This is a genomic window from Streptomyces sp. NPDC041970 (assembly GCF_055588985.1).
The window spans coordinates 1-22,972 of record NZ_JBVJCD010000081.1 but is presented as its reverse complement, the minus strand read 5'-3'; the positions used below and the strand labels follow the sequence as shown (position 1 = coordinate 22,972).

Genomic DNA, 22,972 nt, shown 5'->3' with positions numbered 1-22,972 from the left:
CGGGGTGACCGCCACCGCGCACGCCGGAGCGGGCCGGGGCCGGGGGGCGGCTCCGGTGGTCGGGGAGGGGCGCTCGGTGGCGTAGAGTGGGGTTCACCGACGCGGGGTGGAGCAGCTCGGTAGCTCGCTGGGCTCATAACCCAGAGGTCGCAGGTTCAAATCCTGTCCCCGCTACTGAAGGACCAGGCCCGGCACGCAGGCAGCGTGCCGGGCCTGAGTCGTATCCGGGCCGGAGGGCGGCCGGGGCGTTCGGCTTGACCTTGACGCAGCGTGAAGTTCTAGCGTTTCCGGCATGGAGTGGTCCATCCAGGAAGTCGCCAGGAAGGCCGGCACCACGAGCCGTGCGCTCCGGCACTACGGAGACCTCGGTCTCCTCGTGCCGAGCCGGGTCGGGAGCAACGGCTACCGCTACTACGACCAGGACGCCCTCGTCCGGTTGCAGCGCATCCTGCTGCTGCGGGAGCTGGGGCTGTCGCTGCCGGCGATCAAGGACGTGCTGGAGGGGCAGCGGGACACGGCGGTGGCGTTGCGGGCGCATCTACGGCTGCTCGAACAGGAGCAGGCGCGCATCGGGCGGCAGATCGCCTCGGTGCGGACCACTCTCCACAGGACGCTGGAGGGGACGGAACTCATGGCCGATGAAGTGTTCGACGGCTTCGACCACACGGTGTACGAGCAGGAGGTGGGCGAGCGCTGGGGTCGGGAGGCGTACGAGGAGGGCGACCGGTGGTGGCGTTCGCTCGGGCCGGAGCGCAGGAAGGCGTTCCTGGCGGAGCACGAGGCCATCGCCCGCGACTACGGGCGGGCGCGGGAGGCCGGTCTCGCGGCGGACGGCGCCGAGGCGCAGGACATCGCGCGGCGCCACTGCGCGTGGCTGTCGGCGACGAAGGAGCCGAGCCGTGCGTACGTGATCGGGCTCGGCGGGATGTATGTCGCCGATCCGCGGTTCGGAAAGAACTACGATCGCTACGGAGACGGCACCGCCGCCTTCGTGAGGGACGCACTGACGGTCTACGCGGAACGCCGGCTCTCCGACTGACCACGGAGGTCGGGGGGCTTCCGCCTTCCGCTCCCCCTATTCGGCCGATGAGGAGTCGCCGCTCGGCGCGGCTCCGGGAAGCCTGGACGGGGAGCGGTACCGTCCGCAGCCGTGGGTGGACCGGGCAGGAGTGGACAGGTGGGGTTGGCCAAGGAGCGGGGCGGGGGCATGACCGGGAACACCGGGGCACTCGGGCGGGCTCTGTTCGGAGCCCCCGAGGCCGCAGGGACGTCCGGCTCCCAGGTCACCCGGCGGTTCGTCCGGATGCTGCCGGCCCTGCTCATCGTGGGCGGGCTGGTCTTCGACGAGCTGACCCCGCCCAACTTCACGGCCGTCCCCCTGTTCGTCGCGGCCCCGCTGATCGCCGCGCCGTTCTTCTCCCGGCCCAGGACCGTCCGCACGGGGGTGGCCGCGCTCCTCGCGGTCACCGTGATGCGGTTCCTCGACGGGGTCTCCACGCAGGTGGTCCCGGTCATCGAGATGGTCACGGTGCTCACCGCGGCGGTGCTGGCCCTCGTCATCAACGGGGTCGTGCGGCGCGGCAACGAGCAGTTGGCCTCGGCGCGGGTCATCGCGGAGACCGCCATGCGGGCGGTGCTGCCGACGCCGGCCGAGCGGATCGGCGGGCTCCAGGTGGCCGCGCGGTACGAGGCGGCGCAGGCGGACGAGTTCGTGGGCGGCGACCTGTTCGCGGTCGCGGACACCCCGTACGGCGTACGCCTGGTGGTCGGGGACGTACGCGGCAAGGGGCTGGACGCCGTCGAGGCGGTGGCGGTGATCATCGGGGCGTTCCGGGAGGCCGCCGAGCAGGAGCAGGCGTTGGAGGGCGTCGCGCAGCGGTTGGAGCGTGCGCTGGCCCGTGAGGGGACGCGGCGGTACGGCCTGGACGTGATGGAGGGGTTCATCACCGCGGTGCTGGCCGAGATCCCGCCCGGATCGGCCGCTCTGCGCCTGGTCAACCGCGGGCACCCCGAGCCGATCCTGCTGCACGCGGACGGCGCGGTGGAGGTGCTCGCGCCCTCCGCGCCGGCGCTGCCGCTGGGGATGGACCTGGGGGTGTGGCCGGACCGGTCCGACGAGTGGGCGATGCCCGCGGGGTCGACCCTGCTGGCCTTCACGGACGGGCTGTCGGAGGCCCGTGACGCGTACGGGAACTTCTACGATCCGGCGGCCCGGCTGCGCGGCCGGATCTTTCCGGGGCCGGAGGAGCTGTTGTCGGCGCTGACCGACGACGTGCGGCTGCACACCGGGGGGCGGGCCACGGACGACCTGGCGCTGCTCGCGGTCGCCCGGCCGGCGGAGGGGCAGCCGGTGCCGCGGACCACGGTGAAGATCGTGGGGCGGGGAAAGGGCGCGAAGGGTTGACACGGTGCGTAGTCGGAGCGCGCCGCTACGCATAACATTTGACATACCGTCAGAAAAAGTGGTGTGGCTGAGCCCTGGTCAAGTCGCCCGATTCCACCCGCTTGTGACCCGTACATCCCCGCCGAGTCCGTTAATGATCAACAGGGACGGCTTGGAATCGGGGCCCGGTGTCTATTAACGTTCGATAACGCAGCGCGGTCGTCCCAGCCGTCGACAGAGGCGGCACCGTGCGCGAGCGCCGAATTCCGCAAGGGAACCGGGGAACCACCTTCATGGGGTGAATCGGACACCTGCGTCTCGTGAGAGGCGGAGGGGCCCGTAGGAGACCTTCCTGCTCCGAACCCGTCAGCTAACCCGGTAGGCGAGAAGGAAGGAAAGGAGTGCGCCCACGTGGCGTCCAACCAGCCTGCCCCTGAGGCGCTGTCACCCTTCGCCCCCGACGACTTCGGAGGCGCGGAGCGGTCTCGGGAGGAGTGGAACCCCACCGCGGAGTCCATCCGTCCGGTGCGCGGCAAGCACCGCGTGGCCAAGCAGCGCGGTCTGGCCCGCAGCTCCACCGTCCTCGGGGTCGGCGTCATCGCGGCCGTCGGCGCGGGAGGCATGGCCACCGCCCAGAGCAAGCCGCCGGTCTCCATCACCCTTCCCGATTCGATCGCGGACAATCTCCCCGACGCCAAGTCCCTTCCCGGTGTCGGCGCCCTCATGTCCACGGAGACGGGCAGCGCCCCGGTCGTCGCGACCGCACCGCTCACCACCGCCGGCATCACCACCGCGGAGGCCGAGGGGGGCGCCACCGACGCGGGCGAGGCGCTGCGCGCCCGCATCCTCCAGCAGGCCGAGCAGCAGCAGGCCAGCGCCGACGCCGAGGCGAAGGCCGCCGCCGAGGCCGCCGCGGCCGAGAAGGCCGCCGCCGAGGCGAAGAAGCAGCAGGACGAGGCCGAGGCCAAGGCCGCCGCGGAGAAGAAGGCGGCGAGGGAAGCGGCGGAGCGGAAGGCGGAGGCCGAGCGCCTCACCAGGCTCGCCGCCAGCTACTCCCTGCCCACCGCCTCCTACACGATCACCTCGACCTACGGGCAGTCCGGTGCGCTGTGGTCCTCCGGCCGGCACACCGGCCTCGACTTCGCCGGGTCGGCCGGTGCTCCGCTCAAGGCCGTGCACAGCGGCACGATCACGTCGGCCGGCTACTCCGGCGCGTACGGCTACCGCACGGTCCTCCGGCTCGATGACGGCACGGAGATCTGGTACGCCCACCAGGCCTCGATCGAGGTGTCGGTCGGGCAGCGGGTCACCACCGGCCAGACGATCGGCCGCATGGGCGACAGCGGCAACGTGACCGGCGTCCACCTCCACCTGGAGGTCCGCACCGCGGGCGGCTCCGCGATGGACCCGAGGGCCTGGCTGAACAGCAAGGGCCTGCCGGTCTGACCCGTCGAGAACCGGGCCTCCCGGTCCGGGCGCTCCCGCCGAGCGCCCCGGACCGGGAGGCCTCGCGCGTTCCCCGGACCCTGTGCGGGGCGCCGCCCGCTACCGCGGTGTGCGGCGGTGGGTGTGCGGCGCGTCGCCGTACGGGGGGTGCGGGCCCCGGCCGGGGGGTCCGGCGTACGGGGGCTGGTGCGGGAGCGGGGCCGCGTGGGCGGGACCGGGCGGTCGGGCGTGGGCGCCGTGGCCGTACCCGTGACCGGGCCCGCTTCCGTAGCCGGACCCGATTCCTCCGGGCCCGTGTCCGCTTCCGTATCCGCTCGCGTACGGGAACGGGGCTCGGCGGTGGGAGCGCGGGCGGGCCGTGAGGCGGGCGGCGTGGGTGAGGGCCGGGGCGGCGACGGCGCGGCGCTGCCAGAGGTGGTGCAGCAGCTCGCGCTCCCGCGCGGCGAAGTCCGCGCCCACCGCGCCGTGGCGGGCCCGGCGGCGCAGCCCGGCCAGGGACGTCGCGAACGACTCGTACTCCGCGACCGCGCGCGCCGCGGACCGGCCCCGGCTCCGGTCCCGCTGCCAGTGGCGGGCCAGGTCGCGGGCGAGGCCGCGGGCCCGCATGGAGGAGAGCGCCGTCGGTTCGTCGGGGGCGAGCCAGCCGGCGGCGGCGTACGCGGGCAGCTCGGCGGCGAGGGTGCGCAACTCGCGTTGGCGCGACCAGACCGCCAACCAGGTCACCAGCCCGAACGCCGGGACCATCACGGTGCCGTACACCGCGTAGAAGGCGTACGGGCCGAAGACCGACGAACCGTTCCACAGGGCGTGCAGGCCCATCGCCAGCAGCAGGCCGAGCAGCGGCAGGGCGATCCGGCGGACCCGGTGGCGGCGGTCGCTGACGGCCGCGAAGCCGAAACCGAGGCCGGTGAGGACCGTGAACAGGGGGTGCGCGAAAGGCGACATGACGATGCGCACGAAGAACGTCCCCGCCGTCACCGACGCGAGCCCGGAGCTGCCCACCTGCTGGTCCTCGCCGAACGCGTTGCCCAGATAGAGGATGTTCTCGGTGAACGCGAAGCCCGTCGCGGTGAACCCGGCGACGACGATCCCGTCCACCACCCCGCTGAACTCCCTTCTGCGGAACAGGAAGATCAGCAGCACGGCGGCGGCCTTCGCGCTCTCCTCCACGACCGGGGCGATGACGGTCGCCCCCAGGGTGCCGGCGCTCGCCGGGTCGGCGGTCGCGGTGGCTATCCAGCGCGTCGCGAAGGAGTTGGCGATGATCGCGACGAGCGCGGCCGCACACGCGCCCCAGGCGAAGGAGAACAGCAGATTCCGCCAGGGCCCCGGCTCGACCCGGTCCAGCCAGCGGAAGGCGGCCATCAGCAGCGGCACCGGCAGCAGGGCGAGCCCGAGACCGACCAGGAACCCCTCGGGGCCGGTCTGCTCCCGCACGAGGGCCAGGATCACCAGCCCGCACAGCACGAGCGCGACGACCACCGCCCCGGCGCGGAACGCCTTGCTGCGCCACACCATGCCGACGCGGCGCGGCCGGTAGCGCCACTGGCCGCGCTCCGGCGCGGGGCCCAGGACCTCGTCGAGCCGCTGCTCGTGGAGGACCGGGACAGCCGGCCGCACCTGTCGATGCTGTACAGAACCGTCGGACACCACTCGACCTTAGCGAGAAGGACTGACATCCGAGCCCGCCGTCGGCTCGGACGCCTTCCGTGAGGGCGCGTTGGACGGTCCTCCGGCGCGTGCGCGTCCAGGCGCGCCCCGCGACCGCGCGCCGGCCGGGACGCCCCCGGCGGGCCCGCGCCGGACGGACGGCTGCCGCGACCGGGCGTCAGACGCGGGCGAACAGCAGGTCGTGGACGACGTGTCCCTTGTCCAGCCCCTGCCCCTCGAACCGGGTGAGCGGGCGGAACGCGGGGCGCGGGGCGTAACCGCCGTCGGCCGCGGTGTTCTCGAAGAGGGGGTGCGCGGTGAGCACGTCGAGCATCTGCTCCGCGTACGGCTCCCAGTCGGTCGCGCAGTGGAGGATCGCGCCGGGCTTCAGCCGGGGGGCCGCCAGGTCCAGGAACTCCGGCTGGATCAGCCGCCGCTTGTGGTGCCGCGCCTTGGGCCACGGGTCGGGGAAGAAGACCCGCAGGCCGTCGAGGGAGGCGGGGGGCAGCATCTCGCGGAGCAGGATGACCGCGTCGCCGTTGGCCACCCGTACGTTGGACAGCCCGGCCCGGTCCGCGAGGCCGAGGAGGTTGCCCTGGCCGGGGGTGTGCACGTCGACGGCGAGGATGCCGGTGCCCGGATCGTCGGCCGCCATCTGCGCGGTGGCCTCGCCCATGCCGAAGCCGATCTCCAGGACGACCGGCAGCCCGTCGAACAGCTCGTCCGGGTCCAGGACGCGCTGCCCGTCGATGTCCAGGCCCCACTTGGGCCACAGCCGCTCCAGGGCGTCCTGCTGGCCTGGCGTGACCCGGCTGCGGCGCGGCTGGAAGCTCCGGATGCGGCGCTCGTGGTGCGAACCGGCGGGGTCGGCGGCGGGGCCGCCGGGGAAGCGGGGCTCCTGGCGCAGCCGGCGCTGCCGCTCGAAGGAGGCCGCCCGCAGCGCGGCCGCGTCGGCGGCCCCGTCGTCCACGAGGGCGTCGGCGGCGGTGGAGCCGGACGGGGCAGGAGCCGCGGCGTCGGCGGCGGTGGAGCCGGACGGGGCAGGAGCCGCGGCGTCGGCGGCGGTGGAGCCGGTCGGATCGGCGCCGCGGAACGCCGAGGCGGCGTCGGGCGTACCGGGGGCGGGGTCAAAGGGCTGTTCAGACACGATGGCCCGATTCTACGGCGGGCGGCTTCCACCCCGTCCCCCGAGCCCGGTCCAGCGCGCGTCGCGCCACCTCTCGCCCGATGGGCAGCGACGCCGTCGCGGCGGGCGAGGGGGCGTTGAGCACGTGGACGGTGTGCGGGGCCTCGCGGATCAGGAAGTCGTCCACCAGCGTGCCGTCCCTCAGCACCGCCTGGGCCCGCACCCCGGCGGGCGACGGCCGCAGGTCCTCCTCGGTGACGGCGGGCAGCAGCCGCTGGACCGCGCGGGTGAAGGCGGACCGGGACAGCGAGCGGTGGACCTCGCCCGCCCCGTACCGCCAGTGCCTGCGGGCGATCCGCCAGGCGCCCGGCCAGCTCAGCGTGGACAGCAGGTCGGCCGGGCGGACGACGGGCCAGCCGTACCCCTCGCGGGCCAGGGCGGGGACCGCGTTCGGACCGACGTGGACGGAGCCGTCGAGGCCGCGCGTGAGGTGGACGCCGAGGAAGGGGAAGGCCGGGTCCGGCACCGGGTAGACGAGGCCGCGCACCAGCTCGGGGCGGGCGAGCGCGTAGTACTCGCCGCGGAACGGCACGATCCGCACCCCCGGATCGTCCCCGGCGAGCCGGGCCAGCCGGTCGCTGTGGAGTCCCGCGCAGTTGACCAGCGTCCGCGCCCGGACGACCCGGCCGTCGGCGGTCCGCACCGCGACGCCCCAGGCGCGCCGGTCTATCGCGGTGACCTCCGCGCCGTACCGGACGACGCCGCCCGACGCGGTGACCTCGGCGGCGAGGCGGGCGGCGACGGCGGCGAAGTCGCAGACGCCCGTGGTGCCGACGCGGATCGCGGCGATCCCCCGGACCTCGGGCTCGTACTCCGCGATCTGGGCGGGGCCCAGCTCCCGCACGGGCAGGCCGTGGGCGCGGCCGCGCTGCGCCAGGCCGTGCAGCCGGGGCAGCTCGGAGCGGTCGGTGGCGACGATGAGCTTGCCGGTCACCGCGTGCCCGATGCCGTGCTCGGCGCAGAACTCCGCCAGCTCCTCGGAGCCGCGCAGCGCGTACCGCGCCTTGAGCGAACCGGGGCGGTAGTAGATGCCGCTGTGGACCACGCCGCTGTTGCGGCCGCTCTGGTGGCGGGCGGGGCCGTGCTCCTTCTCCAGGACCGTCACCCGGACGCCCGGCGCGGAGCGGGTGACCGCGTACGCGGTCGACAGACCGACGATCCCGCCGCCGATCACCAGCACATCGCAGTCGTACGCCGTATGCGTCGCCATCGAGCCACCTCCCACCCCGATAGTGCACTGGCCCACTGACAACCGGCTCAAACCCGATCGGGGCAGGGCGTGTGCGTCACGCGGGGCGGACCGCGTCCGGCGCGCCCGCCGGGGGGCCTGACCGGCGCGCGCCGGTGCACGCCGGTGGCCGACCGGCCGGTGCGCACTGGCGCGCACGTCCTGCCCGACGCCTGCCCGACTCCGGGCACGGGGCGGGCGGTGTGTGGCCTGCCTCGCCCGGCCGGTGGCCCGGCCGCCCGGCGGACCCGCCCCGGCCGCGGGTCAGACCGGGGTGACCAGCAGCGGGCGGGCCCGTTCGCGCAGCTCCGCGACGCGCGGCTCGTCCCCGTACGGTTCGAGGCGGTGCAGGAGGTCGCGGACGTACTCCGTGGTGCGGGCGGAGGAGATCCGTCCGGCCACCTCCACCGCTCGGGTGCCCGCCGCGCAGGCCGCGTCGAGGTTGCCCGACTCCAGCTCGGCGACGGCGGACACGACGAGCCGCAGTCCGTGGCTGCGGACGAACTCCTCGGTCGGCCGGGACAGCGCCTGCTCGGTGAAGCGCCGGACCTGGCGGGGCGCCTTCAGGTCGCGATAGCACTCGGCGGCGTCGGCGGCGAACCGGTCGTAGGAGTAGAAGCCCAGCCAGGACGGGTCGGCGTCGCCCGCGCGGGACCGCTCCAGCCAGCTCTCGGCGCCCTTGAGCGCGGCCCCCGCGGCCGGTGCGTCGCCGGCCTTGGCGTGGGCGCGGGCCTCCACGAGGCGGAAGAAGCTCATGGTGCGGGCGGTGGCGAGCCCGCGGTTGCGCTCGACGGCGGCCTGCGCGAGGTCGACCCCCTCGTCGGCGAAGCCCCGGTAGGTGGCCTGGAGGGACATCGAGGCCAGGACGTATCCGCCGAGGGGGACGTCGGCGGCGGCGCGGGCCAGGCGCAGGGCCTGGATGTAGTAGCGCTGGGCGGCCTCCTGCTGGCCGGTGTCGAAGGCCATCCAGCCCGCCAGCCGGGTCAGCTCCGCCGCCGCGCCGAACAGGGCCCGGCCCACCTCGTCGGTGTACGAGCCGAGGAGCAGGGGTGCGGCGTCGACGCGTAAGCACTCCGGGACCATCGAGGAACGCCAGTCGCCGCCGCCGTACTTGGAGTCCCAGCGCCGGGCGTCCTGGGCGGCCTCGCGCAGCTTCGCCACATCGCTGTGGCCGACCCGCAGCGGCGAGGCGTCCGCCACCGACTCCGGGCCGGGCTGGAGCGGAACGGAGCCGGAGATCCCGGCCGTGCCGCCCTCCGTGCGCGGGAGGTGCGCCCCGCGCGCTCCCGGTGCGCCGCGCCCGCCCGTTCCGGCCGGTCCGTCGGGGGCCGCGCGCGTACGGAGAACGGCTGCCCGCGCCGCCGTCGCGTCCCGTGCCACCGACGGATCGGCGGGGGTTATCAGCCAGCGGGAGGCGGGGGTCGCGTAGGCGCTCACCGAGAACGATCCCGCCAGGGACTGCCAGATGCCGCCGCCGCCCCGCCGCCCGGCCAGATCCAGCCGGTACAGCTCGGTCGCCGACCTGACCGCCTCGCCCACGTCCCGAGGGAAGGCGAGGCCGACCTCGGGGGCCGGGTCCGCGTCGGCGAGGCCGATCTCGTGCAGCGGGACCGGTCGGCCGAGCTTGGCCCCGATCGCGGCCGCGATGAGATGCGGCGCCGCGCCCTGCGGCACCATCCCCTTGGCGACCCACCGGGCCACCGAGGTCTTGTCGTAGCGAAGTGTCAGACCGCGCTGTGCTCCGAGGTCGTTGACCCGCCGGGCGAGCCCGGCGTTACTGATTCCCGCGAGGGCGAGAACTGTGCCGAGCTTCTCGTTCGGCCCGCGTTGCTCCCTGGACATGCGCCACCCCTCGACACACAGACAGCCGCCGCGACACCGAGGACGGCGCGCGGCATTCGTACCGGTGCCTCCCCAGGTTCGCGCCTCCGTACTCCGCCTGCACACGCATATGGCCGAGCCCCGAGGAATATGCCCCCCTGCTGAGAACACCGGTAAACACAGCGTAGTTCTCCCTATCCCTACCGTTAAGGGGCAGAGGTCCGGATGGCGGGATTGTTGCCCGTGCGGGTGGTCGGAGCGGCCCTCGCGGGGGCGGTCGGGGCGGTGGTCCGCGTGCTCCCGGCGTGTGGCCGTGCGCCCGGCCGTGCGCTCTGGCCCGGCCTCCATCGGGCCGCTTGTCTGGGTCCTGCGTGGGTCGGCCCGCTGCACTGGACTCAGTGGGCTGGGGGATACCGCCGCCCCCTTCCCCGCGGGCGGCGGACCGGTCCGGGAGGTGAGGCCCACCTCCCGGACCGTGCGTGCGAGGGGCCGCCCGCTCGGCGCGGCACCGTGCGGGCGCGGGGCGGCACTTCGAGAGAATGGCCGAATAGCGACGGCTCGGTGAGGGTCTGGCCAACGGTCTGACTATGGCTGGATATCGACGCTGTTTTCGGGCGGGTCCGGCCGCCCTCCGTGCTGCGGGAGCGACCGGGCCGGCGCGGGGCGGCTCGCCCGGCCAACCGCAACTCCCCGCTCGCGCCCCGCCATTGCCGTCTCCCCGACGACGTCCACGTCAGGCCCTTGCCAGGGGCGCGTGCCCTTCCGGCGTGCGCCGCCCGTACGCCCTCCCGCACGGCGTTGTCGTGGCAGCATGTCCCGCAGCGGCGTCTCGTCCCTCAGGTACGCCGTTTGTCCACAGCCTGTGGAGGCGGCGATGCGTTGGTTGGTGGGATGGAGCAGTATCGCCGCGCGCTTCGGCACCGCCGGCGCGGTCGGAGACGGCGGAGAGGAGCGCACGGTCCACCCCGTGGGCTCCCAACTCCTGTGGGGCGACCCCGATCCGCTGTGGGCGGTCGGTGACTGGCGCCCCGACGAGGTCCGCGTGATCGGCGTGGCCACTCCAGAGGGCGCGCCCACCGCCCGCCTCGCCGTCCTCGGCTGCTGCGGGGCCACCGACGAGCAGTTGCGCGTCGGGCTGCTCGCGGCGCGCGGCGGCGCGATGCGCCATCTCACCGCCTGGCCGGGCAGTTACACCGCCGTCGTGCAGATCGGCCGCCGCATCACCGTCGCGGGCGACCTGGCCGGCGCCCGGCCCGTCTTCCACACCCCGTGGGCCAACGGCACCGCCTACGCCACCGCCGCCCTGCCGCTAGCCGACCTCATCGAGGCCCAGCTCGACATCGGGCACCTCGCGGCCCTGCTCGCCTGCCCCGAGACGCCCGAGGCCCTCGGCGACGGCACCCCGTACGTCGGTGTGAAGCGGGTCCCGCCGGGCCACGCGCTCATCCTGCGGGAGGGCTCGCGCGAGATCACCGGGTACGAGGCCGTCGCCTCGCTCGCTGTCGCCGCGCCCCAGACCGACCCGGTGCACGCGGTCGAGGGCGTACGGGACGCGCTCGTCGAGGCCGTACGCGCCCGGCTCACCGCACCCCGCCACGCGCCGGGGACCCTGCCGGCCGATCCGGGGCCGGTCCCCGGCATGGGCCCCGCCGACCGCCGTGCCGCCCGCGGCGCACCCGTGCCGGGCATCGGTGCCGACCTCTCCGGAGGCAGCGCCTCCGCCACCCTCGCCCTGCTCGCCGCCGGGCTCCCCGGACTCCCCGGCACCCTCCTCGGCCACGGCGCGGCGGCGGGGGAGCGGCTGCTCGCCGTCACCTTCAACGACCTCACCACCCGCGCCCACGAGGACGAGCTCGAACGCGCCCGCGTCATCGCCGCCAACCCGCGCCTGCGCCACGTGGTCGTCGCGGCGGGCGAAGAGGCCCTGCCGTACGCCTCGTCGGGGACGGGTGCGCTCACCGACGAACCGGGCCCCTCCCTCGTCGTCGCCGAACGCCACCGCCGCCGCCTCGCCGCCGGCAGCGCCGACCACCTCGTCGGACACGGGGCCCGGCAGGTCCTGGACGCGCACCCGGCCCGGCTCGCCGACCTCCTGCTGGACCGGCGCAGACGCCACCTCCTGCGCCCCGTCGCCGCCCTCACCAAGGCCGAAGGCCCCACGGCGCACTCCCTGTTCGTCCCGCTGACGGTCTACCGCGCCGCCCGCCGCCTGGCCCGTACGTCCTACCGCGCCGGTCTGGAGTCGGCCGCCGGACTGCTGCCCGACGCCAACCGGTGCGCCCCCGACCTCGCCACCCCCGCCGACGCCTCGCTCGCCGCCCTCGCCTGGTCGCGCCCCGGCCCCGCGGCGCGCTGGCTGACGGGGGAAGCGCTCGCCGAAGTATCGGTTCGCCTCCAGGCGGCGGCGATCCGGCCGACCTCCGTGCAGCGCCCCGGCGAGGCCCGCGCCCGCGCCGCCCTCGCCCGCGCCGCCGCCGACCACCGCATCCTGGAGCAGGCGGCGGAGATCCGCAGCCAGCGCCTGCACGCCCCGTTCCTCGACAACCAGGTGGTCAGGGCCGCCCGTGCGCTGCCCGAGTCCCTGCGCGTCCAGCCCGGCGCCCGCGCCGCGATCCTGCGCCGGGTGCTGGGCGGGGCGGGCATCCACGACCTGCCGCCCGGCTGGGGCACCCCCTCGCAGGCCACCTCCGCCGCGGTCACCCGGACCGGGCTGCGCACCGCGCTGCCCGACCTGATGGCCCTGTTCGACGCCCCCCTGCTCGCGGACGCGGGCCTGGTCGAGGCCCGCGTGGTCCGCAAGGCGCTGCGCGCGGCCTCCGAGGGCGCGCCGCTGCCCCTGGACGGCCTGGCGGACCTGGCCTCGACGGAACTGTGGCTGCGCCGCCTCCTCGCGCGCCGGGGCACCTGCTGGACCGGTACGGCCGCTCCGCGCCGGCGCGCGGTCGCGGGCGGCGTGGTCCCGGCCGGGCGCACCCTGCAACCCTGACCGGAAGGCGCTCCCCGCGGCGCCCGGAAGACCCCCTGCCGGCGGGCCCGGCGTCCGTGCCGGCTGTGCGGGCGCCGGCGCGGGCCGTACGGCTGGGAGCACCCGCGCGCACGGGTTTCCAGCGCGCGGGCCGGACGGCCGTGGCGTCCCGTACGCACGGGCGTCCGGTGCGTGAGCCGTACGGCTGGGACACCCCGTGCGCACGGGCGTCCGGTGCGCGGGCCCTACGGCTGGGAGCACCCGCGCGCACGGGCTTCCAGCGCGCGGGCCTTACGGCCGTGGCGTCCCGTCAGGCGCAGGTGATACGGGACTCCGCCCAGTCGGCCAGTGCCGTGCCGACGCCGAACGGCGGCTCCTCCGGCTCCACGACGAGCCGGATCGCGGACTGCCCGGCGATGGAGACGCCCACCGGCACGGCGGGTTCGCCGCCCCGCATCGCGGGGGAGCGCCACAGCCGCGTCCCGTCCCCGCCGAACACGGAGAAGCGCACCGCACCGCGCCCCGGCGACAGGTCGTCCACACCCGCCATGGCCTCGTAGCGCGTGCACGGCCGGTTCAACCGGATGGTCACCGACGAGCGGGCGTGCACCGTCGCTCCGTGCTCGTACCGCCGGGAGGCGATCGACACGTTCGAACGCTGCCAGACCCAGCCGCTGGGGCCGATCTCCACTTCCGGCCCGGTGCCATCACCGAGCGGGGAGTACGCCAACTTGCTGACCCGGTACACCTCCGGCGCGGGGGGCGGCGGGGGCGGTGGCGCAGGCGTCGGCGTGGGCTTCGGGGACGGCGGGGGGCTCGGCGGCGGGGGCGCGGGCTCCGGCGGCGGTTCGGGGGTCGGGGCAGGACGGGGCGGTGGGCTCGGCGACGGGGCCGGTGCGGACGGTGACGGAGTCGGTGGCGGCGGCGCGGGAGCGGGCGGCGGCTCAGGAGCCGCCGCCGGGGGCGGCGGGGGAGGCTCCGGGGCCGGCACGGCGGGCACGGCGGACGGGGGCTTCGCCACCGGCCGGGGCTCCGGCTTCGGGCGGTCGTCGCCGACGAGCCCCCACACCAGCCCGGCCGCCGCCACGACCACCGCGGCGGCGATCCCGGCCTTCGCGGGCGCGCCGAGCCCTTCCGAGACCGCCGCGCCCCCGGCCGATCCCCCGGCGCCGCCCGGCCCGGTGGCCGCGGCGGCGGCCCCCGCACCGGCGGCCCCGACGGCGCCGCCCGCCACGACGCCCGCGGCCTTGAGCGCGTAACCGGCGGCGAACCATCCGATGACCGCGATCGGGAGCAGCGCCGGGATACCGGCGTTCACATGGGCCAACTCGCCCGCTGCGAGACGGCACTTGGCGCAGGCTTCGAGGTGCTTGCGCAGACCGCGTTCGGCGCGCGTCCGCAGACCGCCCCGTGCGTACGCGCCGAGCCGGTCGGCGTACTGCGCGCAATCCCCGCCCGCCGCGAGCGCCTGGCCGACGTGGGCCTGGAGATACGCCTGCTTGAGCCCCTCGCGGGCCCGGACCGCCAGGACGGCGGTCGCGTTGGGGGTGAGGCCGAACAGCGGGGCGATCTCGCTCGGCGACTCCTCCTCCACCGTGGTGTGCCACAGGACCGCCTGCCAGCGCTCCGGCAGGCTCCGGAACGCCCGCATCGCCATGGACTGCTCGGCCTCGCGCATCGCGAGCACATCCGCGCCGAGGTCCAGGGCGCCGTCGCCGGACAGCTCACCGGCGTTGACGGCCTGGGCGGCGAACACCGCGAAGTCCTCGACCAGGTGCTCGCGCTTCGCGCTCCTGGTCCAGGCGGCGGCGACATGGCGGACGGCGGTCATCAGGTAGGCCCGGACCGCCTCCTGCGGCCCCTTCCCGCCCCGTACGGCCTGCAGTGTGCGCGCGAACACCTCGGCCGTCAGGTCGTCGGCGGTGTGCGCGTCCCGGCAGCAGCTCCGGGCGTAGCGGAGCACGGCGGCCGAGTGCCGCCGGAACAACTCCTCGTAGGCCCGGTCGTCACCGCCGCGCATGGCCTCGATCAACTGGGCGTCGGAGGGACCCGCGTCGGGGGCTCCGCTGCGCCCCGCACGCTGTTGCGGGACCGCGAACCCCTCCCCGTCGCCACCGGGGCCCGGAGCGGTGTCCTCCGGCGGTACGGCCGGCGGCCACGGGCCGGGGAGGACGGTCCCGCCCCCGGCGTCACCGTCCGACGGCCCCCGCCCGGACTGGCTCGGCACCTGGCCCGCCGGCAGTCCGCCGGCCTTCGTGCCCCCGCTCGCGGCAGCGATCTCGTCGAGTGGTTCTTCCTGCTGCTCGTTGCCGCCCATCGCGGAAGCCCCCGTACACACCGTCGGACTCGAACATCGGGCCAGAGTGCCACATGGCTCAATGACGACGGATGCTCAGTTCCCTGTACCACTCATCCGGGGTGTTTTTCTCGAATACCAGTACTGAAGACCGCCCTTTCAGGGATAGAGGGCCTGCGGCTTCGCTCGGCGCAGGGTTCGCTCGCCGTCAGCCGGTGCACACCTTCCGGACGCGGCACCGGGCGCGGCGCCTGGAGGGCGCTCCGGGCGCGGGCCGGACCGGCGGGACACGCTCCCGGACGCACCCCGGACGCGGCAGGCCCCGGAGGGCCGCTCCGGACGCACCCGGACGCGGGCGCTGGAGGCAGACCCCGCCCCGCGCGCGAGCCCCCGCCCCACTGTTCGAAGACCCTCGCTACACCCGACAAGCCGCACCGCGACCGCCGTTACGCAACCGCATGACGGGCCACGGGCCGGACGGACTGCACGTTCGCCCTGCGCCCCGATGGCGGCGACGAGCCCGGACGGACCGCACGATCGCGCCGCGACCACGAGCCCGGACGGACCGCGCTCCGCCCTACGCCCATGAGCACGGCCCGACGACACGGCCGTACGGCCGCCCCGCCCCGCCCCCGCCGACCACACCGCCGCACGGCGACCGCGGGCCCGGCCGGACGCGCCACCGTCAGAGGCGGCGCCCCCGACCCGGCGGCCGAGCCGTCACGCGGGGCGCGCCCGCAGGCCCTCCAGCAGGATGTCCAGCAGCCGGGCCGAGGCGGCGGCCTGCTGAGCGGCGTCCGGCAGCGACGGGGCGGCCGTGGCGATGACCAGCAGCACGTCGGCCACGGTCACGTCCCGGCGCAGCTCGCCCGACTCCCGCGCCCGCTCCACCAACCGGCCCACGACCTCCAGCAGTTCGACCGCGCCCGGCTCCTCGCCGAGGCCGTCGAACCCGTCCGCGCCCCCGCCGCGCCGCCCGGCGGCGCGGCGGTCGGTCGGGCCGACCGCTCCCTGCCTCTGCTGCGGAACACGGGCCTCGTCCGCGTCGCCCGGCACCGACGCGGACCCGCCGGCCACCGGAGCGCCCGCCTCGTCCACGTCGACCCCGACCCGCAGGACCTGGGGCGGCAGCAGCCGGCCCGCGCCCGACGCCACCGACGTACGCAGGAAGCGGGAGAGCGCCGACCACGGCTCCTCCTCCTGCCCCAGTGCCGCCCGCGCCTGCTCGGTCAGCCGGGAGGTCTCCTCCTCGGCTATCCGGCGCACCAGGACGTCCTTGCTCGGGAAGCGCCGGTAGACCGTCCCCACGCCGACTCTCGCGCGACGTGCCACGTCCTCCATCGGCGCGCCGTACCCCAGCTCGCCGAACACCTCACGCGCCGCCCGCAGCACGTGCTCCAGATTGCGCTGCGCGTCGACGCGCAGCGGGGCCGAACGCGACGCGCTCACGGAGCCCGCGGCGGCCGAACCGTGCGACCCGTTCGCCCCGCTCACCGTCTGCTCGACGGCGGACATGGCGGCCGCCCCCATCGCGGCGGCGCTCACCGCGGCGGCGGAGCGTACGGCGTCGGCCGAGCTCATCACGCCGAGCGCTCCTACGGAGCCCAGTCGCCCATGGGCCTCGGACGCGTGCGAGAGCGCGGACTGCGAATCCTGAATATGCATAACTTCCCCCGGTTATGACGTCTCCCCCCGGAGACTTCCCCGCCGTGTCAGCCGGGGAGCGGAGCACAACGGAATCCGCACCCGACACCCCGACGGGTTACGAACATAGTTGAGCGGGGGTCAATTCAGAAGGGGGTACTTCCACGGTGGACACCCCCCGATCGGACCAAGAGCCGACCGCTCCCCGCCCCCCGGTCGCCCGCGTAGCGCCTGACCTGCGCGGCTACCCCTTTCCGTACGCCGACGGCCGGGAGGACCGCCCAGGAACGTCCGGTCACACAATTTGCCGGGCCTGTGGACAAACCACCGACTCCGTTGCGTCATGGGGTGGTGATGGCTCCAGATTCCCGGGGGACGGCCCCCGGCACCCGGCCCGGTGTGCGCATTCTCGTCGTCGGCGGCGGCTACGTCGGGATGTACACGGCGCTGCGTCTCCAACGGAAGTTGAAGCAGAGACTGAAGACCGGCGACGCCGAGATCGTGGTCGTCACGCCCGAGCCCTACATGACGTACCAGCCGTTCCTGCCCGAAGCGGCCGCCGGCTCCCTCTCCCCGCGCCACGTGGTCGTGCCGCTCCGCCGCGTCCTGGACCGCTGCACGATCGTCATCGGCGAGGCCCGGAGCATCGACCACGCCCGGCGCACCGCGACCGTCGCCACGCTCGCCACGGAGGAGGACGGCACCGGGGCCCTGGAGATCGCCTACGACGAGATCGTCATCGCGCCCGGATCCGTCTCGCGGACCCTGCCCGTCCCCGGCCTCGCCGACTTCGGCATCGGTTTCAAGACCGTCGAGGAGGCGATCGGGCTCCGCAACCACGTCATCGAGCAGATGGACATCGCCTCCGCCACCCGCGACCCCGCGATCCGCGACGCCGCCCTCACCTTCGTCTTCGTCGGCGGCGGCTACGCGGGCGTGGAGGCGCTGGCCGAGCTGGAGGACATGGCCCGGTACACCGCGCGGTACTACCACAACATCAAGCCCGCCGACCTGCGCTGGATTTTGGTCGAGGCCACCGGACGCATCCTCCCGGAGGTCGGCGACGCCATGGGGGCGTACGCCGTCGGCGAGCTGCGCGGCCGCAACATCGACGTACGCCTCGACACCCGCCTGGACACCTGTGAGGACCGGGTCGCGGTCCTCAGCGACGGCTCCCGCTTCCCGACCCGCACGCTCGTGTGGACCGCGGGCGTCAAACCCGCCCCGCTCCTGGCCGCCACCGACCTGCCCCTGACCGAACGCGGCCGGCTGCGGTGCACCGCCACCCTCGGCGTCGAGGGCAGGCCCCACGCCTGGGCGGCGGGCGACGCCGCCGCCGTACCCGACCTGACCGCCCCCGAACCGGGCCGGGAGACCGCCCCCAACGCCCAGCACGCCGTACGCCAGGCGAAGGTCCTCGCCGAGAACGTCCTCGCGACGATCGACGGCCGGCCGCTCGAGGAGTACCGCCACGCGCACGTCGGGTCGGTCGCCTCCCTCGGCCTGCACAAGGGCGTCGCCCACGTCTACGGCCGCAAGGTCAAGGGCTACCCCGCCTGGCTGATGCACCGCGTGTACCACCTCAGCCGGGTGCCGACGTTCAACCGGAAGGCGCGCGTCCTCGCCGAATGGACCCTCGCCGGACTCTTCAAACGCGAGATCGTCTCCCTCGGCTCGCTGGAGCACCCGCGCGCCGAGTTCGCCCTCGCGGCCGGGGGCGGACCCGCGGCCGCACCGCGCCCCGGCACCCTGCCGCGCCCCTCGTCCGGCCAACCGGACGATCCCGCTCCCGGCCACCCGGACGGTCCCGAGGAGCGACCGGACGACCGCCGAACCGGCACCTGACGGCGCGTCGGGCCGCGGTGCGCACGTCCCCCTCCCGCGACCCGAACGGCGGTGGGACAGACCGCTGGACGGCGACTGTCAGTACGGTCGGTCACACTGGACGTGTGACCATAGGTGGGCCCGCACCTGCGCAGAGTGACCCGGCCGCCAGTGACCCACAGTGACCAGCAGCGACGCACCAACAGCAGCACGAGGCCCGACTGCGCCTTCTCGGGGGTACGGCCCCCGGCGCCCCCGAATCCGGCAGAAGAAGCAGCCCGCCCGAGCGGACCACACCGACACACGAGGCCAGAAATACCGTGAACTTCACGCGTTGGAGCGCCCGCCTTCCCGGAACGCAGCGCCGAGCCGCCGCGCGGGACGACCGCACGTCCGTACCGGCGGCCCGCGCCGAGTACGCCGAACAGGAGGGCCCGTCCGCCCGGCCGGACGGCGGCCCCCGCACCGCACCGCCGGGCGACGCCCCCACGGCCGCCGAGCCGGCCCCCGCCCTGGGCGGCCTCTCGGCCCGCGAGGTCCTCGGCCGGCTCCCCGCCCCCGTCGCCCTCCTGCACGGCCCGGACCACCTCGTCGCCCACGTCAACGACGCCTACGAAGCGGCGTTCGGCCCCCGTCCGTGCGGCGCGCCCGCGGCCGAGGCGATGCCCGAGCTGGCCGAGCTGAGCGTGCTGCCCCTGCTCGACCAGGTCCGGCGCAGCGGCACCCCCCGCACGGTGAAGTCCCGCCGGTCCGCCGCGGGCGGTTCGTACACCGTGACCTGCACCCCGGTCGCCGCATGGGGGGCCGCCGACGGGGAAGAGGCCCGCGACCCCGCCGGGGACGACGCCGGGGAGCGGCAGAGGGAGAAGGACGGCCGGAAGAGGAGGGGAGGCCGGAGCGAGAGCGGCGTCCTCGTGTACGTCGCCGACGTCACCGACCACGCCGAAGCCGCCGAACGCCTGCGCGCCAGCGAGCGCCGCCACCGCGAGACGGCCGTCACCCTCCAGCGCTCCCTGCTCCCGCAGGAGCTGGAGCAGCCCGACGACCTGTGCATCGCCGCGACGTACCAGCCCGGCGGCACGGACGCCGCCGTGGGCGGCGACTGGTACGACGCCATCACCCTCGGAGCCGGCCGGACCGCCCTGGTCATCGGCGACGTGATGGGCCGGGGCGTCCGCGCCGCCGCCGTCATGGGTCAGCTCCGCACCGCCGTGCGCGCCTACGCCCGGCTCGACCTCCCGCCGCACGAGGTGATCCAGCTCCTGGACGGCCTGGCCGCCGAGATCGACGCCAGCCAGATCGCGACCTGCGTCTACGCCGTCCACGATCCGAACGAGGGGCGCCTGGTCTACGCCTCCGCCGGGCACCTCCCCATCCTCGTCCGCGACGAGGACGGCACGGTCCACCGCGCCGCCGACCCCACCGGCCCGCCGCTCGGCACCGGCGGCTGGCTCCACACCTCGGGCACGATCGCGCTGCCGCCCGGCTCCACCGCGGTCCTCTACACGGACGGCCTGGTCGAACGCCGTAGCGAGGACATCGACGAGGGCGTCGCCTCGCTGGCCCGCGCCCTCGCCGGCGCCCAGGGGGCACCGCAGGTGGTCTGCGACCGGTTGATCCGGTCCCTGGGCGTCACCGCCGAGCACGACGACGACGTGGCGGTCCTCGTGGTCCAGCACCCCTCCCGCACGGGGGCGCACGCCGAGCTCTTCCACAACGCCGCGCTCGACCTCCTCGGCGGCGTCGAGGCCGCCCCGCGCGCCCGCGCCTTCGCCACCGGGGTGCTGACCTCGTGGCGCTTCCCGGTCGAGCTGCGCGACCTCGGCGTCCTCGCCGCCGGCGAGCTGGTCGCCAACTCCCTCCAGCACGGCACCCCGCCGATGCGGCTCGGCCTGCGCCGCACGGACCGCCGGCTGATCATCGAGGTCACCGACGGCGACGACCACCTGCCGCGCCGCCGCCGCGCCGAACCGGCGGACGAGGCGGGACGCGGCATCTCGATCATCGCGTCGATCGCCACCGCGTGGGGCAGCCGGCGTACGCCGGGCGGCGGCAAGGCGGTCTGGTGCGAGTTCGCGCTGCCGCGCTGAGGGGGCGGCTCCCCGGCGCGCGGTCTCAGCGCCCGGCGGATGCGGGGGCGGCCGCCGAACGGGCCGCCCCGCCCCCCGCCTCCCCGTCCCCGGGGAGCGACACCGCCACCACCCGCGAGGGCACGACCGCCGAGGACGGCTGGTCCTGTACGGGGGTGAGCCGGCGCCCCAGGCGCAGCGCGAGCACCGTGATCCCCAGGGAGAACAGCACGAACGTCACGATGTACGGGCCGTGCAGCGCGGCCCCCATCGGACCGCCCACGGCCGGGCCGACCGCGAGCGCGAGCTGCTTGCACAGGGCGAACGCCGAGTTGTACTGCCCGACCATCGACTCCGGCGCCAGGTCGGCGACCAGCGGGGCCACGGTCGGCGACAGCATCGCCTCACCGAGCCCGAACAGCGCGTACGTCGAGATGAACGCGGCCGTCGCCATGGCCTGGCTGCCGTGCCCGAGCCCCGCATAGCCCGCCACGATCCAGGCGAACGCCCAGATCAGGCCGACCGAGGCGATGACCCGGCTGCGCCGCCGGTGCTCCACGAGCCGCAGGACGACGAACTGCGCCACGACGATGACCGCCGTGTTGGCGGCCAGGGCGTAGCCGAGGGCGGCGGGCTCGATCCCGGCCGCCTCGGTGCCGTACGCGGCCAGCCCGGACTCGAACTGCCCGTAGCAGGCGAAGAACAGCACGAACCCCAGCACGCACAGGTGGACCATGGCCCGGTGCGAGAGCAGCGCCCGCATCCCGCCCCCAGCGCCTTCGCCGCCCGGCCGGCCGGCGGGGAGCGACGCCGCGGAGGGCATCCGCACGGTGGCCACGACGACGCCGAGGACCACGAACATCGCGGCCTCGATCAGGAAGAGCAGGGTGAAGCTCGCCGGACGGTCCACGTCCACGAGCTGCCCGCCGACGAGCCCGCCGAGGCCCAGTCCCAGGTTCTGCAGGAAGAACTGCATGGCGAAGGCCCGCGTACGGGTGGCGGTGCCGGAGCACCACACGAGCATCGTGGCGAGGGCGGGCTGCATGACGGCGGTCCCCGCGCCCAGGATCGCCGCGGACACCACGGCGGTCGGCACCGTGCCCGCCCACCCGAGGGCGGCGGCGCCCACGGCGGCGAGAGCGGAGGCCGCCAGCAGCACGGGCAGCGGGCCCCGCCGGTCGATGGCCCGCCCGGTGAACGGCAGAACGGCCAGCGCCGCCATCGCGAAGACGGCCAGGACGACCCCCGCCGTCCCGGCGCCCAGACCCCGCACCTGCGCCACGTAGACGTACAGATACGGAACGGTGAACCCGAGCCCGAACGCGCTCAGCGCGCTGCCGAGCTGGATCCGCCGCAGCGCTGCGCCCATCTCCCTGGTCACACTCACCTACCTCAGAACTTGAAGGAATCAGACTCGAAGACTTTAGCACTAAAGTTAAGAGGTGAAAACTACAGGCTGAAGCACTTGAGAGGAGGGGGAGGCGTGCCATACTGCCCGCCATGTCCGAGAGCACCGAGGAGCCCGGCCCCCAGGAGCCGAGCCTCGACGAACAGATCGCCGCCTATCAGCGCGAGTTCGGCGACCTCGACCCCCAGGTCGAACAGGTCGTCTCCGCACTCGGCCGGCTGAACCGCCGGATGAACGTCGCGTACGGGCGGCAGGTCGCGGAGCTGGGGATCAGCAACACCGAGTGGGAGGTCCTCAAGACCCTCGTCCTCTCGGGCGCCCCCTACCGCCTCGGTCCGGGCGAGCTGGCGAAGCGCCTCGGGCTCACCCCGGCCGCCATGACCCACCGCATCGACCGGATGGCCGGCGAGGGCCTGGTCACGCGCGACCGCGACGAGAACAACCGGGTGCGCGTCATCGTCGAGCTGACCGACGAGGGCCGGGCCAAGTGGCTCGAGGCGATGCGCATGGCGACGGACTTCGAGGAGGACCTGCTCCAGGACCTGTCGGGGGACGAGCGCGGGGTCCTGGGCGAGCTGCTGGTACGCCTGCTGCGCAGGGTGGAGCACGCCCAGCCGGACGCCGGCGGCCGCCTCACCGACCTGGACTGAGGCCCGTCGCAGGCTCGACCGGGGGTACACCGGAGGCGGGTTGACACGCCCCTGGTGGATCAGTAAAGTTCTCCGAGTTGTCACGGAGCCGGAACGGTTCCGCGGCAGCCGATCCCGCCGCGCACGCGGCAACCAAACCGCAGCACGGCCTCCCACTCGGGATGATTTCGGCATGTCCGGAATTCATTTGCGAAGGCTCGATTATGAGCCGCCGGGAGAATCCGCTAGAGTTTGGGCGTCGGAACGGCCCAACAGCCGCGAAGGCAAAGCCCGCTGACTGGGAGTCAGGCCCGAAAGGATCTGATAGAGTCGGAACCGCCGGAAAGGGAGAGCGCGAAAGCGCAGGATCTGGAAAGCATCCCGCTTCGACCGGGAATCGGACGCGAAAGAGTCTGATAGAGT

Annotated in this window: 14 protein-coding genes, 1 tRNA gene and 1 riboswitch; of the genes, 8 read left to right on the top strand and 7 right to left on the bottom strand. The window is 75.0% G+C overall.

Features of this window, described 5'->3' with window-relative positions; genetic code table 11:
• Positions 1–100: 100 nt before the first annotated feature.
• From ACZ6EJ_RS26090 to ACZ6EJ_RS26075, 4 genes are all read left to right on the top strand, one after another.
• Positions 101–174 (top strand) — tRNA-Met (locus ACZ6EJ_RS26090).
• Positions 175–292: 118 nt separating this feature from the next.
• Positions 293–1,039, top strand: coding sequence for a MerR family transcriptional regulator (locus ACZ6EJ_RS26085; protein WP_469270471.1), 747 nt, complete (start codon positions 293–295; stop codon positions 1,037–1,039).
• Between the two features lie 168 nt (positions 1,040–1,207).
• A complete protein-coding gene (locus ACZ6EJ_RS26080; RefSeq protein WP_469270469.1) occupies positions 1,208–2,404 on the top strand; it encodes a PP2C family protein-serine/threonine phosphatase in 1,197 nt (398 codons plus the stop codon).
• A gap of 226 nt (positions 2,405–2,630) precedes the next feature.
• Positions 2,631–2,783: riboswitch (cyclic di-AMP (ydaO/yuaA leader) on the top strand.
• A gap of 11 nt (positions 2,784–2,794) precedes the next feature.
• Entirely contained in the window at positions 2,795–3,829 is a 1,035-nt protein-coding gene (locus tag ACZ6EJ_RS26075) for a M23 family metallopeptidase (protein WP_469270468.1), read from the top strand.
• 99 nt (positions 3,830–3,928) lie between these two features.
• On the opposite strand, the gene ACZ6EJ_RS26070 is transcribed toward ACZ6EJ_RS26075, so the two are convergent.
• From ACZ6EJ_RS26070 to ACZ6EJ_RS26055, 4 genes are all read right to left on the bottom strand, one after another.
• Entirely contained in the window at positions 3,929–5,479 is a 1,551-nt protein-coding gene (locus ACZ6EJ_RS26070) for a PrsW family intramembrane metalloprotease (RefSeq protein ID WP_469270467.1), read from the bottom strand.
• A gap of 178 nt (positions 5,480–5,657) precedes the next feature.
• Positions 5,658–6,626: a tRNA (guanosine(46)-N7)-methyltransferase TrmB gene (trmB, locus tag ACZ6EJ_RS26065; protein WP_469270466.1), complete on the bottom strand. Its 969-nt coding sequence runs from the start codon at positions 6,624–6,626 to the stop codon at positions 5,658–5,660.
• A complete protein-coding gene (gene lhgO / locus ACZ6EJ_RS26060) occupies positions 6,619–7,875 on the bottom strand; it encodes an L-2-hydroxyglutarate oxidase (RefSeq protein ID WP_469270464.1) in 1,257 nt (418 codons plus the stop codon). Before lhgO ends, trmB begins: the two co-directional genes overlap by 8 nt.
• A gap of 282 nt (positions 7,876–8,157) precedes the next feature.
• Positions 8,158–9,735, bottom strand: coding sequence for a sporulation protein (locus ACZ6EJ_RS26055; RefSeq protein WP_469270463.1), 1,578 nt, complete (start codon positions 9,733–9,735; stop codon positions 8,158–8,160).
• Between the two features lie 853 nt (positions 9,736–10,588).
• Between ACZ6EJ_RS26055 and ACZ6EJ_RS26050 the strand changes: the two genes are divergently transcribed.
• Positions 10,589–12,700, top strand: a complete 2,112-nt coding sequence (locus ACZ6EJ_RS26050; protein ID WP_469270462.1) for an asparagine synthase-related protein — start codon at positions 10,589–10,591, stop codon at positions 12,698–12,700.
• 289 nt (positions 12,701–12,989) lie between these two features.
• Here ACZ6EJ_RS26050 and ACZ6EJ_RS26045 read toward each other — a convergent pair whose 3' ends face one another.
• Together ACZ6EJ_RS26045 and ACZ6EJ_RS26040 are read right to left on the bottom strand one after the other, a co-directional pair.
• Positions 12,990–14,996 carry a sigma-70 family RNA polymerase sigma factor gene (locus ACZ6EJ_RS26045; RefSeq protein WP_469270461.1) on the bottom strand — a complete coding sequence of 669 codons (2,007 nt, stop codon included), beginning with the start codon at positions 14,994–14,996 and terminating at the stop codon, positions 12,990–12,992.
• A gap of 699 nt (positions 14,997–15,695) precedes the next feature.
• A complete protein-coding gene (locus ACZ6EJ_RS26040) occupies positions 15,696–16,640 on the bottom strand; it encodes a TetR/AcrR family transcriptional regulator (protein WP_469270460.1) in 945 nt (314 codons plus the stop codon).
• A 333-nt stretch (positions 16,641–16,973) separates the two neighbouring features.
• Between ACZ6EJ_RS26040 and ACZ6EJ_RS26035 the strand changes: the two genes are divergently transcribed.
• Positions 16,974–18,464 carry an NAD(P)/FAD-dependent oxidoreductase gene (locus tag ACZ6EJ_RS26035; RefSeq protein ID WP_469270459.1) on the top strand — a complete coding sequence of 497 codons (1,491 nt, stop codon included), beginning with the start codon at positions 16,974–16,976 and terminating at the stop codon, positions 18,462–18,464.
• Between the two features lie 299 nt (positions 18,465–18,763).
• Positions 18,764–20,533: an ATP-binding SpoIIE family protein phosphatase gene (locus ACZ6EJ_RS26030; RefSeq protein ID WP_469270458.1), complete on the top strand. Its 1,770-nt coding sequence runs from the start codon at positions 18,764–18,766 to the stop codon at positions 20,531–20,533.
• 25 nt (positions 20,534–20,558) lie between these two features.
• On the opposite strand, the gene ACZ6EJ_RS26025 is transcribed toward ACZ6EJ_RS26030, so the two are convergent.
• Positions 20,559–21,881, bottom strand: a complete 1,323-nt coding sequence (locus tag ACZ6EJ_RS26025; protein ID WP_469270472.1) for an MFS transporter — start codon at positions 21,879–21,881, stop codon at positions 20,559–20,561.
• A gap of 131 nt (positions 21,882–22,012) precedes the next feature.
• Here ACZ6EJ_RS26025 and ACZ6EJ_RS26020 point away from each other — a divergent pair, with 131 nt between their 5' ends.
• Positions 22,013–22,570, top strand: coding sequence for a MarR family winged helix-turn-helix transcriptional regulator (locus ACZ6EJ_RS26020; RefSeq protein ID WP_469270456.1), 558 nt, complete (start codon positions 22,013–22,015; stop codon positions 22,568–22,570).
• Positions 22,571–22,972 lie beyond the last annotated feature (402 nt).

Excerpts from the sequence above, each read along its gene's own strand:
- ACZ6EJ_RS26085 (WP_469270471.1), top strand. The coding sequence starts at position 293 with ATGGAGTGGTCCATCCAGGAAGTCGCCAGGAAGGCCGGCACCACGAGC.
- ACZ6EJ_RS26080 (WP_469270469.1), top strand. The coding sequence starts at position 1,208 with ATGACCGGGAACACCGGGGCACTCGGGCGGGCTCTGTTCGGAGCCCCC.
- lhgO (WP_469270464.1), bottom strand. The coding sequence starts at position 7,875 with ATGGCGACGCATACGGCGTACGACTGCGATGTGCTGGTGATCGGCGGC.
- ACZ6EJ_RS26055 (WP_469270463.1), bottom strand. The coding sequence starts at position 9,735 with ATGTCCAGGGAGCAACGCGGGCCGAACGAGAAGCTCGGCACAGTTCTC.
- ACZ6EJ_RS26050 (WP_469270462.1), top strand. The coding sequence starts at position 10,589 with ATGCGTTGGTTGGTGGGATGGAGCAGTATCGCCGCGCGCTTCGGCACC.
- ACZ6EJ_RS26045 (WP_469270461.1), bottom strand. The coding sequence starts at position 14,996 with ATGGGCGGCAACGAGCAGCAGGAAGAACCACTCGACGAGATCGCTGCC.
- ACZ6EJ_RS26040 (WP_469270460.1), bottom strand. The coding sequence starts at position 16,640 with ATGCATATTCAGGATTCGCAGTCCGCGCTCTCGCACGCGTCCGAGGCC.
- ACZ6EJ_RS26035 (WP_469270459.1), top strand. The coding sequence starts at position 16,974 with ATGGCTCCAGATTCCCGGGGGACGGCCCCCGGCACCCGGCCCGGTGTG.
- ACZ6EJ_RS26025 (WP_469270472.1), bottom strand. The coding sequence starts at position 21,881 with ATGGGCGCAGCGCTGCGGCGGATCCAGCTCGGCAGCGCGCTGAGCGCG.
- ACZ6EJ_RS26020 (WP_469270456.1), top strand. The coding sequence starts at position 22,013 with ATGTCCGAGAGCACCGAGGAGCCCGGCCCCCAGGAGCCGAGCCTCGAC.